This is a genomic window from Enterococcus sp. AZ163 (assembly GCF_050498925.1).
Lineage (GTDB): Bacteria > Bacillota > Bacilli > Lactobacillales > Enterococcaceae > Enterococcus_A > Enterococcus_A ferrettii.
The window spans coordinates 1-13,153 of sequence record NZ_JBIPAO010000005.1 but is presented as its reverse complement, the minus strand read 5'-3'; the positions used below and the strand labels follow the sequence as shown (position 1 = coordinate 13,153).

Below are 13,153 nucleotides of genomic sequence, written 5' to 3'. Positions count from 1 at the left end.
ATTATCCAGAAAGGAGAAGTTCATGAACGCTGAAAAATCGAATAAAAGTAAAGAGTTATTGCAGCAAGCAGAAGAGGGAATTAAACAGTTTTTAGAGTCAGATAAGTACAAAGATTTTCTAAAAACGATGTCTCAATTTCACCGGTATAGTGTAAATAATACGATACTAATCTTTATGCAAAAGCCTGATGCTAGTCATGTTGCAGGCTATCAATCCTGGAAGAAAAAGTTTAATCGTCAAGTTAATAAAGGCGAAAAATCTATCAAGATCATAGGCGGCAGAGAGTATAAACGAAAAGTCGAAGAAATCGAAAATGGTGTGAAAGTAGAAAAAGAAGTTAAAGGTATTAGCTTCTTTCCCGTTTCAGTATTTGACGTAAGTCAAACAACCGGTGATCCACTACCCAAGTTGGTCAATGAGTTGCAGCAAGATGTGTCTGACTACAAGAATTTGTATCATGCGATTAAGGAAAGTACCGACTTTGACGTATCCTTTGATGATATAAAGTCTGGCGCTAAAGGCTACTGTCGTCCATTAGATAATCAAATTGTAATCAACAAAGGTATGAGTCAATCACAGACAATCAAGACATTGATACATGAGATCACTCATGCTGATTTACATGCTGACGAATTCAAAAATAATGATGTAGAAAGGACGACTAAAGAGTCCAAAGAAGTAGAAGCAGAGAGTACAGCTTTTGTCGTTTGCGAACATTATGGAATCGACACGAAAGATTATAGTTTCCCTTATCTAGCAGCTTGGTCAAGCTCAAAAGAGCTTGAAGAATTGAAGGCTAGTTTTGAAAAAATTCAAAAACAAGCCGATAGTCTAATTCAAAGAATTGACACCAATTTGGAATCAATCCTCAAAGAAAAAGAATTAGAAGTGACGCAGGAAAAAGAGCAGGATTTGAAAGATGTTAAAGTACCGGATATTAGCAAAATGCCTTTAAGTGAACGGCTAAATTACTTTCAAGAGAAAGCCGATTCGATAAACCAAGTAAGAAAAAAAGACCAAGTTCTTCAGAATCATATTTCCCATTCAGAGAAAAAAGAAAAGAACAAAGAAGCAGCAAAATAGGCGATTTTGAAGAAGAACAATTAGCTGCTATTTCCGAGAAACCCAAAATAATATTTTTAAATCCGGCACTACTATTAGGTGGATTTATGTGCCAGATAATGGTCATTCAACAGCAGCAAGAAAATGAGTATAGAAAAAAACTATTCGTTCAGGAAGCAGCTGCTTACGAAGAAAAGAAGCTGCTAGAATATTACAGGGAGGAAAGGCAATTATGAAAGTGAGTTTTACACAGCACGAGGTTGAAATTATTAGCAGCCACCTATCACTAGCAAAGGAAAAAACAAAAGCAAGCGTGGCGCAAGAAGTCGAAAACATGGTTTCGCTGCTGCAAAGCGAACAAGGCAAACAGTATATTGAAGATGATGAACAGCGAGCCTATACGCTTGATCAGTACAAATCGACAGCTGAAAAATTAGCAGAAGTAACAGAAGACGAATTCCAAAAGATTGATCTTTCGTCAGCAGATATGCTGAGGTAAAAAGAAAAATCACGGGGTTTGGGGCGAAGCCCCAAGTATAAAAAAGAAGAGACGCCAAACCGCTCTCTTCTTTTTTTTTATGTAAGATGGTACCATCTTGCAAATCTTGCTATAAGACTTCCTGCCAAAAAACGGCAGGAAGTCCAATACAAATTTGCTCACTATTGAAAATAGGAAAGAGCAAACACCTTACTTTTTTCTTTCGTAGAAAAAAGTAACAAAAAAGAACTTTCACACTCGCCGTGTGTGGGCGTGCCAAACGAATTGGGATTCGTTCAGCAAGCTGTGAGCGTGGGGGCTTGTTTTTAGCCGTCAATTCCTTAAATTCCTTCACTGCGTTCAGTCAGACATTTATCATTGACAGCACATTATAAAGGCTTCTTTTTTGAAAAAGTTTAATCCGTGAGAAGGTGATACATTGGACAATCAAGCGAATAATATTCCGGAATTCAACCAGCTAATCATGCAAAAAACCCCCGATGAAATTCTAGAAATTGCGAATACGTATGATGATTCAGTTCGGAATATCCAAAAAAAATTCAGAGTTACAGAACGAGAAAACTTCCTGATTCAATACAAAATGAACCTATCCAACACGAGGAATTTTACACATTACGCTTGTAGAATGTGTCTTACTGGTATGACGGTTACAACTGATTTTTCCGATTTACGAGCGTTGACGAGTGAATTAGGTCGAATAGGGAACAATATAAACCAGCTGGCACATAAAGCAAACATGACAAATAGTATTGAAAAGGACGATTTCGATAATTTAAAAAATGACTATGATCAACTCGTAAAATTAGTCAGTGAAGCACTACTGTATAAATTGAAACGTGCAAGAGATTTTCAGAGGTACGTCTGATGGCAGTCACAACGATTCATCAAATAAAAAGTACGTTGAAAAAGGCTATAGACTATATTCAAAATCCTGAAAAAACTGACGAGGGATTACTAGTCAGTAGTTACAATTGTGAAGCACAACTCGCTGAGGTAGAAATGGAGATCACTCGGCAGTATGCAAGAGAAGTCAAAGGCGATTATCGAAAGACCGGCGGCAGCGAAGTATTAGCTCACCACCTTATTCAAAGCTTTTCACCAGAGGACGATGTTTCGCCGGAGCTGGCTCATGAGATCGGCAAGCAGCTCGTCGATGAGCTGCTGGGCGGAAAATTCGAATACGTGATTTCAACTCATGTAGACAAGGATCACATTCACAATCACATTATTTTTAACAGCGTATCCTTTTACGACTTGAAAAAATTTAGAAGTCAGCCTTACCGGACAGCTAATCAAATTTTAGAGATCAGCAATCGGCTTTGTGCTGAAAATGATTTGTCTATTGCTCCACGCAAGCAGCAGCTGCGTAACTCGTATAAAAACTACTCAAAATATAAAAAGAATTCGACGTTTAGAGCAGAAATCCGAAAACGGTTGAATATGATTCTTGATGAATCGGTCTCTATTGAGGAGTTTAAAACTAAAGCTGCTGAGTTAAAAATCGACGTGGACGATTCCGGCAAACACATTACCTATTTTTTAGCCGGAGAAGGTCAGCAGCGTAAGACACGAGGAAATAAACTAGATGATTTAGAAACGTACACTCTTGGAGGAATTCAGGAACGAGTTGAGACAAATAAAATCCTTGTCACGCAATTAGAAAAAGCAATCGAGGAATCTTTTTCCACTAGCGATAATTTAGAAGATTTTCAGTTTAACTTGCGGCAAGATCACGGGATAACGTTTAAAGAGCATAAAAGATTTGGTATTGTCTTTCAATTTGATGATGTTGAACGTTCGAGTTTGAAAGAGCGCATACTACCCGATAGTTATCACATCGAAAATCTGAACGGCAACTTTAGAACGGATTACGATTTTTCACAAGAGAACAGCCTAGAGCCGATTAGCGAACGTTACCGGCAGCAAGAAAAAAGTAAGATCGAAAATCAGGAAACGCCTATCGTGCTGCTTGATGAACAAATTGAGAAAGTCACAAAAGAGGGGCTATTGATTAATTTGAAATCGGCGGATGCCGATGGCTACATTTTTATTAATAGTAATTTTGTCGATGTGGATAAAGTCACTGGTGACTATACAATTTGGATTGGTGATAAATTCGATTATACGGTCAGGGATCAAAGCGGTGAGGTTGCGGAAAACTACACACTTAAAGGTGAGGGTGTTATTCGAGGTCTTGAGCTTGCTAAAGGGATCGAACCGATGCCTATTTATGTGCATAGCAAGTATATAAAAAGCATTAGTGAACGTGGGCTTTCGCTATCCATGCCGGACAAAGGGATCGAACGTCTTTTCATTCCTAAAGAGTATGTGGAATATGATCAGATAAGCAAAAATTGCACGGTACGGATTGGCGAAAATTGGAATTATTATGGCAAGCCGACTTTGCCGGAAAATGCGACACAAGAGCAAATAAGGAATAATGCAGCGGTACGTTTTAAAGGACAAGACGTGATCAGCGAGCTTCAAAAAGAAAGTAAATATTTGGATGTTCTTATTCAACCAAAAATGAATATGCTGCGACATAGAATGCAAAAAATGCACACGTCGGCGTTAGTAGAAACACTAAATACTTTCAGAGAAGAAAAGATCGAGAAGCCGTCTGATTTAGCTCAAAAGCTTGCAGCAGTTCATAGAGAAAAGTCAGCTGCTCAAACGAAGATCGACGAGATAGAAAAGAAGATCACCAATTACAATAATGTCGCCAAACTGCTGGTAACTTACGAGAAGTACCTACCAATCGTTAAAGAGATTGACGGTGCCGGATTTTTGCAAAAGACAAAGTTAGAAAAACAGTATGAGTCAGAGCTACGGCAATTTAATTTAGCAGAAAAGAAATTGACTGCTACGAACAATTTGAGAACTGATATGCCGAAAGAGAAAATTATTGCGCTTGCTAAAAATCAAGAGCAGCAAAAGAAGCGTTTGATCGACAGCTTTAAATACTATGAGCAGCAGCTTGAAAAGTTAGAAGATGCGAGACTCGTTCTTGAAGAAGTAACCGGAGATCAGCTAGAAGCAGCAGCTTACGAATATTCAGAAATTGAATCGTTAGGTGACCGCTTAGACGAGTTAGAAAACGAAGCAAAACAGGAAAATGACGAAAGAGAAGTACAAGAAAAAAGGAATGATCGAGAGAGATAATAGATACGCCTTAGCGTGTGAGTATGCTGCGTTGGCAGCAGACGAGAGCTGGTCTTAACCAGCGGCTGTGATCCTGTTATCACGACCATTTAAATTGAAATAGTTTTATATAGTTAGGAGGAAATCATGATTAATAATGTAGTTCTTGTCGGTAGGCTAACCAAAGAGCCGGATATGAAATATTTACCTAACGGGGTTCATCATGCAATCGTACAAAAAAGGACCATAGGATGATTCAAATAAAACACAAGAATGCTATTATACCAACATTCTTGTGTTTTTCTTCTAAAAAAATAGGAATAATTCCTATTATCAACTGTACAAAAAAAGACCATAGAATTTCTAAAGACGAACATTCTCAACTCTCCGTACGATTTAATGCACGTAGCTTCCCATTCTCAAGATCCTTATCATATTGAAAACTGTACTGGCCTACAAAGTTAATATGTTCAAATAATAATGGAGATAAAGATTCAATATCCTGATTTGTATAAGGTATCCCTTCTGCAGTTATTTGTGTCAAAACTTTTTCTAGATATAATGCATTCCAGTAAATAACGGCGTTGGTAACTAATCCTAAAGCAGAAAGTTGTTCTTCCATGCCTTCGTAATACGCTTGATACAGTTTCCCATTCTTCCCAAAATATATTTTTCTACATAGATTATGTCGAGATTCCCCTTTATTTAATTGATTAAGAATCGCTCTAGCATAGTTTTCATCACAATAGTAGCGAAGAAGGTGTTTTGTCTTGTAAATCTTCCCAACCTCTTCAAGTGCTTGCCCTAAACTTGTTGAATGATTTTCTCTACGTAGCGCCCGAATAAGCTCTGTTGCAGAAACAAGGCCTTCTTTTAATGAACCAATCACTTTTAAAATGTCTGCCCAATGTTTTTCGATTAGATCTACTCGAATTGTATTTTTAGAAAATGGATTTAATTCTTTATAATCAGCTTGTTTATTTGTCCGCCAGATCTTTGAATTTCCTGAATCTGCGATTCGAGGACTAAATTGATACCCTAATAATCCAAAAAGACCAAATACGAGATCGCTGTACCCAGCTGTATCTGTAGAGATTTGTTGTATGGACAGTTCGCTTGATTGCTCCAGCAATCCTTCTAAAATGTATAAAGAATCTCTTTCCGTCCCTGGAATAGCCATTCCCTGAAAGCCAATGTAGTGATCAGAAACAAAATTATAATAAGTAATGCCCTTATGTCCTTTACCGTAATACTTATTATTTGCTTTACTATAGATTGATTTTCTAGGCGTAACGTAGCGGATACCGTCTGCTGAAGCTACTGTTCCATCACCCCAATAGGCAGCCATATCTAATTGATTATACGAAGTGGTAATACAATTATTGGCAGCAATTAACGTTTCTAATCGTTCATAGTTTAGGCGGACATAAGAAAGTCGCCCTTGTTTTAAGCTTGCTACATTCTTTTTAGAAACTGAACCAATGCCAATATTCGTTGCTTCTGCAAGCAACACAGCCATCATACTAATATCTAAGTCAGTCATTCGGGTTTCGTTTTGACTAATATGATAAAAATATTGGGTAAGATCTAGTCTCTGATTAATTTCCATTAATAAATCCGCCAAATCAATCGCAGGCATCAACTCTTTTACTCGTTTTAAGAATCGTTTAAATTCTTTTGTTTCTCTCTTCTTTCGAATAGTAGAAACAACCAAGTGATCTTTCTCAATTCTAGCCATCGTATTTTTAGACCACTCTTGAAGCGTGTGATCGTAAGATAAATGAAGTTCGCTCGAAAGTTTCTGAATGGCTTTTTTGGGATTTTCAGATAAATTTAACTGCTTTAGTAGAGGATCTCTTCTGGATTTCCATGTGTCATCTGAGATAAGTTCTGCCATAGGATCTTTAAACGCTCTACTATAAGAGATATAGGCATTATGGTTTTTCAAAGAAGGAACTAGTAAGTCAATAATAACAATGCATAGCGCTCGATTGCACTCGTCAGGATTATTTTCAATAAAATGTTGCCACTTCTTTGGAACAAATTGCTTAACCGCTGAATAATCTTCGAAAGTAAACTTCTTTGGATGACGGTTACAAAGTAAATTCCATAGTGATTTTAGTTGATTACCTTGCTTCGTTTCAGCAAATTGTAAGGGTAAAAGTTCAATCATGTCTGTTAAAAAGCAGGTAAATATAGGATATTTATCAATCAATTCCTTTACAGCCACGGGTTCATAAGTACTTTTAGCAGTTTGTTCTATAAAATCTAATTGATCTTCTAAACTTTCTTCAGTTAATAGCTCTTTTAAGCGGTCTCTCGCTTGCTGATCCGTTAATGCTTCATTTTTCACAATTTCTTTCATTTCTGAAAAAGCTTCAGTTAAAGATAAGGTAGCAGAATCGTATTTTTTCAAGGATTGTTTCCTTTCAGAAAGCTCTTTGTTCTTCGCGTGTGTAAACTTTTCAGAATAGTAAACAATCAATGCTTGAAGCAATTCATCCAATGCTTTTACTCTATAGATAGCAACAAAAGCTACTAAATGGGCAATCTTTTGATTTCCTGTAAAGCGCTGAACGGATTGAGAAGTTGAAACTGCTGTGTATTCTGCCATTTTCTTTAACCTAGTGTGTGGAATGCCTGATAGATCCCAAGTTTCTGTTTGAAATGCATTTAGTTGTTTTAAACGTTGAAAACCTCGTTCAAGCTCTCTTTTACCTTCTGTAAGAGATTGCTTGAGGTGATCCATCTTGGTAATGGAAGAACCAAATTTATTTGCAGTAACAAGGACTAATAAATCTTCTAGTTGCTTGATTTTTTCCTTCGGAACAGCGGCTACCAACCGCATATAAATCTCTTCTTTTGCTTGATCAAGTGTTGACGCTACTAATCGTTCAAAAGACGTAATTTTTGGTAGCAAGATATGTTCTGTGAGTAACAAATGAAGAAATTGGTCAATTAAAACACTCTCTCGCTCACTAGTGACCACTGCACGTTCAAAAAGCCAAGCTAGCATTTTTTTCCGTGTTTCACCAGTAAGTTTACGGTAGTTAAACGTGTTCTGAATTTTTTGCTTATGATTTTTTATCGTTGTAGCACTTGTATAGTCATTAACGATATTGGGGTTAAGTTTTAGTTGGCTGGCAACATAGTGAACAACCGTAATCGGAATATCTTCTATTGAATCAAAAAATCCTCCTAAAAAGCGGACAGTTCCTAACTGTAAAGCAAAACCCAGTTTATTGCTATCCGTCCTAGCTTCATTGATTTGTTCCAGATCGATTTCTGAAAAATAAAAGTATTGATCTAATTGCACTATGGATAGCTCTCCTGCATATTGTCGATAAAAATTTCTTTGTTCTTCTTTTAAAACTGCTCTAGGCAATCGTTCACTTCCTTAATTATTCTAAAAAACTAGAGATTTTTAGAATAGTAATTTATTTTTGGGCTTCCGTATAACAGCAAGGTTTCTAAGTTCTAAAAACTCGTTAAAAAAAAGATTATACTATACCCTTGCAAAAAGAAGTCATTTTTTAGATAATAAAAAAATAAAGGAGGACGACTACCGATGATGATTGGCTACGCACGCGTATCAAAAGAAGAACAAAATTTAAATCGGCAAATCGATCAATTAACCGCCTATGGCGCTGAAAAAATAATTCAAGAAAAATATACAGGAACCCGAAGAGATAGGCCAGGGATTGATACACTTTTCAATATTTTACGACCAGGAGATTCTTTAGTGGTTGAAAGTATTTCTAGATTGGGGCGGAATACATTGGACATATTACTGTTAGTTCAGGAATTAACAATGAAAGAAGTGCAATTTATTTCATTAAAAGAAAACATGAATACCGCTACGCCTACAGGAAAGGCTATGCTTCAAATGATGAGTGTGATTTCAGAATTAGAGCGAAATTTATTAGCAGATCGTGTACGTGAAGGTATTGCGGCTAGCAAAAAACGGGGTGTTAAAATGGGCCGACCAAAAGTCACACAAGAAAAACTAGATGTCGCTATCCGCATGTATCAAAGTGGTGAGTATTCAGTAAAAGAAATTGCAGAAACCAACCAACTTTCTTTAGGGACTTTGTATAAAGAACTTAACCGAAGAAAACTTTCTAAGATAAAGAACAAAGCAAGCAAGTGATGGTATTTGCTTGCTTTTATAAATATTTTGTGCAATTAAAGTCGGATTTCGATAGTTTAAATAACTTATTCTTGATATATTTAGATTGGTTGAGTGACTAAAATTAGAAAGAACGAGGAGGAATCATATGAAAAAGAAACTATCCACATATTTGAGTTTGTTGGTAATGATAAGTTCATTCATTACGACACCGCTAACCGTTTTAGCGGAAACAACAAGCACTACTAATAGTACGCAGCAAACACAAGCTGACAGTACAAAACTTGAAGAATCGATCACAAAAGAAACGGAGGTAAGTAATGCTTCGCAAGTAGAAAGTCCGGTTAAAGAAACCACAGAGACCACGACAAATGATTCCTCTACTTTAGAGAGCACGCAAACAGATCGAAAACAAGCATCAGAAACTACTCAATCAACGGATCAACAAACCCGTGCGCCAAATCAAACTGGAAGTATAAAAAAGTCTACGTTAAAGATACTTGAAAATAGCTTAAGTGTAACATCATCTATCAGTTATCCCCCCGGACAAAATTACATGACAGCCACTTCAGATTGGTTGAAAGTAACTATGAATTTAACATTACCACCTATGAAAACAGGAGAGACAATACAATTAACCGTAGCTAATTCAGAATGGGATTATTCTACAGAACCTTTTATTGTTGGGGATTATACAATAACACCTGATAGCAAAAAAGATGGAACTTTTAGCATAAAAGCAAATACAGATACTGGAACAGAATCTATAGTGGTAAACATTAACATTAGATACAAGGAAAATATTTCATCCTCTAAAGAAATAAAGGAAATACCAATATCTATTCAATATCAAAATCAAGTTAGTAATGATAGTAAGAGCGTCGAAGTTCATAGATTTGCAGATACTGTACCAAAAAACGAAATTATCAAGAAAGTAGCCTACGGAATAGATAAAAACGGAAATGCTTTATGGGGATTATTTCTTAATTACAATAATTTTAATTTAAGAGGAACAGATACTGCCCCTTTTATATTTAAAGATATTTCAAATAAGGGACAAAAAATAATCCCAGAATCAATTCTGGCATATAATGTATCGAATCCTAAAGTTGAAATTGACGGAGCATTAGAAAGAAATACATTACATGATGATTACAATTACAATTTGTCAAAATATTTAATGGATAACACAGAAAATGGAATTATTGACATTATGTCAACTTCCTCTAATCCCATTGGACTTGATGATATAACAAAATCCTTTTATATCTTTTTTGCAACAAAGCCAGATAAACAAATCGAATCTGGAGAAATCCTTTCGAATAAGGTTGATATTCAAATAGTAGGAGAAAACGGAGAGACACAAAAAGATGATAGTGAAGCTTCGGTCACTGTCCCCCCTAATAATAACGGAGATCAATTTATTAAGATATCGGGGACAAAAACCTGGAACGATGCCAACAATCAAGATGGCAAACGACCGGACAAAATTACCGTGAACCTCCTTGCAGATGGTGAACAAGTGGCGACAAAAGAAGTCACAGAAGCCGACGGCTGGAACTATGAATTTAAGGATCTACCAAAATTCAAAGACGGCAACGAAATTGTCTATACGGTGACTGAAAATCAAGTGGCGGATTACAATACTGAAGTTAAAGGATTTAATCTTACCAACCGCTATACACCCGGTAAAACAAGCGTCTCTGTGACGAAGAAATGGGAAGATGCCAATAACCAAGATGGCAAACGGCCAAACAGTATCCAAGTACAATTGTTAGCGGATGGCAAAAAACAAGGCGACGTAGTGGAACTAAACGCAGCCAACAACTGGACTACAACGTGGAATGACTTGCCGCAAAAAGCCAATGGGAAAGACATTGCCTACACCATTGAAGAAGTAAAAGTCCCTGGTTATACCACGACTGTGAACGATACGGATAAAGGAAATATTCTCTTAACCAACACTTACACACCAGAAACAACAGAAGTCAAAGGGACAAAAACTTGGAACGATGCCAACAATCAAGATGGCAAACGACCGGACAAAATTACCGTGAACCTCCTTGCAGATGGTGAACAAGTGGCGACAAAAGAAGTCACAGAAGCCGACGGCTGGAACTATAAATTTAAGGATCTACCAAAATTCAAAGACGGCAACGAAATTGTCTATACGGTGACTGAAAATCAAGTGGCGGATTACAATACTGAAGTTAAAGGATTTAATCTTACCAACCGCTATACACCCGGTAAAACAAGCGTCTCTGTGACGAAGAAATGGGAAGATGCCAATAACCAAGATGGCAAACGGCCAAACAGTATCCAAGTACAATTGTTAGCGGATGGCAAAAAACAAGGCGACGTAGTGGAACTAAACGCAGCCAACAACTGGACTACAACGTGGAATGACTTGACGCAAAAAGCCAATGGGAAAGACATTGCCTACACCATTGAAGAAGTAAAAGTCCCTGGTTATACCACGACTGTGAACGATACGGATAAAGGAAATATTCTCTTAACCAACACTTACACACCAGAAACAACAGAAGTCAAAGGGACAAAAACTTGGAACGATGCCAATAATCAAGATGGCAAACGACCGGACAAAATTACCGTGAACCTCCTTGCAGATGGTGAACAAGTGGCGACAAAAGAAGTCACAGAAGCCGACGGCTGGAACTATGAATTTAAGGATCTACCAAAATTCAAAGACGGACAAGAGATCGTTTATACGGTGACTGAAAATACTGTAAAAGATTATACAACTAAGATTAAGGGCTACAATATTACCAATACGTATAATCCAGGAAAAATTAGTGGGACTGTAACCAAGCGTTGGGAAGATGCTAATAATCAAGATGGACTTCGTCCAGACAGTATCAAGATTCAATTATATGCTAATGGAAAAAAACAAGGTCAGCCTGTTGAATTAACTGAAAAAGGACATTGGACCTATTCTTGGAAAGAATTAGACGCAACAGATAAAGATGGAAAAGGAATTCACTATTCAATCAAAGAAGTTGATGTCGTTAATGGCTATGCTGCAACAATCACAGGTGAAAACACAGGAAATCTGTTAATTACCAATACGCATACGCCAACAACTCCTAACAAACCAAAAACACCGACAAAATCTGAGACACCAAGCACACCTGGGAAACATTTACCGAAAACAGGAGAAATAAACGCCATTTGGTGGACTGTAGTAGGTGCACTGTTGATTAGTAGTATCGGTGGGTATCTTTATTTTAGAAAAAAAGTAGAACGTTAGAAGAAGCTAAACGTTAAATCAAAAACGAATGATTAACATTTAAATCATGTTGTTCGTTCGTTTTTCTATGGTCCTTTTTTGTACGGTTGCATGATGAACCCCAAAGAGTCTATGTAACCGAGGTTGTTGCTGATGGGTTTCAGCTTCTTTAGCAATAAACACGAACGAAATAGCGACCTGGCACAAGCCGTTAGGCAGTAAATCACGAACAAACGTCTGACCAGGATGATCGGATCTTGCAGTAAAAACCGAACGGGGCTTAAAGACACTTATTGGATATAAAAATCGCAAATGAAATAAGTGGAAAACCAGCAGCTAAAAACTAGACCCAATAAACAAAAATGCTCCCCAGCGGTATCGGATGCTGGGGAGCTGCTGCTTATTTAAATCCGATTGTTACTTCCTTGCCGACACTTGTTGCAATCTCGTAGAGTACGTTAAAGCTGACGTTCATTGATCCATTCTCGATTCGTGCTATCGTACTTTGCGGCTTTCCTACCTTTTCAGCTAGTTCACGTTGTGTCATGCCTAATTCGTCTCTTAATTGAGCGACAGCAACAGCGACATTAAGTCTTTGTTTTTCTTTTTCAAACTCTGCCGCAAACTGAGGGCTGCTTGCCTTTTTCCGTGCAATTAAATCATTGATGCTGCTTGTCATTTTAATTCCCCTTTCGCATATTGCTCTCTGATCCGTTTAGCGTGTTCAATCTCTTTTCTAGGTGTCTTCTGCGTCTTCTTAGTAAATCCGTGAGTGATCAGGTACTTATTTCCTACTTTTTGGAAATAAATAGCTCGTTGAATGTTATTTCCAACCTTAGAACGCAACTCGTAAAGGTTGGTATCTAATTTTTTAACCCACTCCATTCGTTGTGCAACAAGCAATCCAAGCTCTTGTGTTGATTCAATTGTCGCCAGCAGCTTACTAGAATCTTTGCTTGGTAGCGATTCAAGAAATTCAACGAATTCACTAGTACCGTCCGGTCTTTCTATAAAACGAAACTCTGGTTTTTCCATATACTTATGATAGCATACGCGCTATCAAAAATCAAACTA

General features: G+C 37.2%; 11 protein-coding genes. 7 read left to right on the top strand and 4 right to left on the bottom strand.

What is annotated here, in order from left to right; all coding sequences use genetic code 11:
• Positions 1 to 22: 22 nt before the first annotated feature.
• The 5 genes from IGI46_RS25030 (at position 23) to IGI46_RS25010 (ending at position 4,724) form a co-directional block, all read left to right on the top strand.
• The gene (locus IGI46_RS25030) at positions 23 to 1,084 is read left to right on the top strand and encodes a DUF6782 family putative metallopeptidase (RefSeq protein WP_010760215.1); all 1,062 of its coding nucleotides are present in this window, start codon (positions 23 to 25) and stop codon (positions 1,082 to 1,084) included.
• A gap of 86 nt (positions 1,085 to 1,170) precedes the next feature.
• Positions 1,171 to 1,299, top strand: coding sequence for a hypothetical protein (locus IGI46_RS25025; RefSeq protein WP_278253100.1), 129 nt, complete (start codon positions 1,171 to 1,173; stop codon positions 1,297 to 1,299).
• Positions 1,296 to 1,562 carry a hypothetical protein gene (locus IGI46_RS25020; RefSeq protein ID WP_010760214.1) on the top strand — a complete coding sequence of 89 codons (267 nt, stop codon included), beginning with the start codon at positions 1,296 to 1,298 and terminating at the stop codon, positions 1,560 to 1,562. The genes IGI46_RS25025 and IGI46_RS25020 overlap by 4 nt, the downstream gene beginning before the upstream one ends.
• Positions 1,563 to 1,980: 418 nt before the next feature.
• Complete coding sequence (locus IGI46_RS25015) at positions 1,981 to 2,427, top strand: plasmid mobilization protein (protein ID WP_429974533.1); 447 nt, start codon at positions 1,981 to 1,983, stop codon at positions 2,425 to 2,427.
• On the top strand, positions 2,427 to 4,724 hold the full coding sequence (locus IGI46_RS25010; protein WP_429974532.1) for a relaxase/mobilization nuclease domain-containing protein: 2,298 nt from the start codon (positions 2,427 to 2,429) through the stop codon (positions 4,722 to 4,724). Before IGI46_RS25015 ends, IGI46_RS25010 begins: the two co-directional genes overlap by 1 nt.
• A gap of 358 nt (positions 4,725 to 5,082) precedes the next feature.
• On the opposite strand, the gene IGI46_RS25005 is transcribed toward IGI46_RS25010, so the two are convergent.
• A complete protein-coding gene (locus IGI46_RS25005; protein ID WP_429966098.1) occupies positions 5,083 to 8,088 on the bottom strand; it encodes a Tn3 family transposase in 3,006 nt (1,001 codons plus the stop codon).
• Between the two features lie 183 nt (positions 8,089 to 8,271).
• Between IGI46_RS25005 and IGI46_RS25000 the strand changes: the two genes are divergently transcribed.
• A complete protein-coding gene (locus IGI46_RS25000) occupies positions 8,272 to 8,853 on the top strand; it encodes a recombinase family protein (RefSeq protein ID WP_429966099.1) in 582 nt (193 codons plus the stop codon).
• A gap of 127 nt (positions 8,854 to 8,980) precedes the next feature.
• Positions 8,981 to 12,100, top strand: coding sequence for a Cna B-type domain-containing protein (locus IGI46_RS24995; protein ID WP_429974531.1), 3,120 nt, complete (start codon positions 8,981 to 8,983; stop codon positions 12,098 to 12,100).
• 39 nt (positions 12,101 to 12,139) lie between these two features.
• Here IGI46_RS24995 and IGI46_RS24990 read toward each other — a convergent pair whose 3' ends face one another.
• From IGI46_RS24990 to IGI46_RS24980, 3 genes are all read right to left on the bottom strand, one after another.
• On the bottom strand, positions 12,140 to 12,391 hold the full coding sequence (locus IGI46_RS24990) for a hypothetical protein (RefSeq protein WP_429974530.1): 252 nt from the start codon (positions 12,389 to 12,391) through the stop codon (positions 12,140 to 12,142).
• An 88-nt stretch (positions 12,392 to 12,479) separates the two neighbouring features.
• On the bottom strand, positions 12,480 to 12,758 hold the full coding sequence (locus IGI46_RS24985) for a helix-turn-helix domain-containing protein (RefSeq protein ID WP_010760210.1): 279 nt from the start codon (positions 12,756 to 12,758) through the stop codon (positions 12,480 to 12,482).
• Positions 12,755 to 13,114 (bottom strand): type II toxin-antitoxin system RelE/ParE family toxin, encoded by a 360-nt coding sequence (locus tag IGI46_RS24980; RefSeq protein ID WP_010760209.1) that lies wholly within the window; start codon positions 13,112 to 13,114, stop codon positions 12,755 to 12,757. The genes IGI46_RS24985 and IGI46_RS24980 overlap by 4 nt, the downstream gene beginning before the upstream one ends.
• Positions 13,115 to 13,153: the final 39 nt, after the last annotated feature.

Coding starts and splice junctions, on each gene's coding strand:
- IGI46_RS25030 (WP_010760215.1), top strand. CDS start 23: ATGAACGCTGAAAAATCGAATAAAAGTAAAGAGTTATTGCAGCAAGCA.
- IGI46_RS25025 (WP_278253100.1), top strand. CDS start 1,171: ATGTGCCAGATAATGGTCATTCAACAGCAGCAAGAAAATGAGTATAGA.
- IGI46_RS25020 (WP_010760214.1), top strand. CDS start 1,296: ATGAAAGTGAGTTTTACACAGCACGAGGTTGAAATTATTAGCAGCCAC.
- IGI46_RS25010 (WP_429974532.1), top strand. CDS start 2,427: ATGGCAGTCACAACGATTCATCAAATAAAAAGTACGTTGAAAAAGGCT.
- IGI46_RS25000 (WP_429966099.1), top strand. CDS start 8,272: ATGATGATTGGCTACGCACGCGTATCAAAAGAAGAACAAAATTTAAAT.
- IGI46_RS24995 (WP_429974531.1), top strand. CDS start 8,981: ATGAAAAAGAAACTATCCACATATTTGAGTTTGTTGGTAATGATAAGT.
- IGI46_RS24985 (WP_010760210.1), bottom strand. CDS start 12,758: ATGACAAGCAGCATCAATGATTTAATTGCACGGAAAAAGGCAAGCAGC.
- IGI46_RS24980 (WP_010760209.1), bottom strand. CDS start 13,114: ATGGAAAAACCAGAGTTTCGTTTTATAGAAAGACCGGACGGTACTAGT.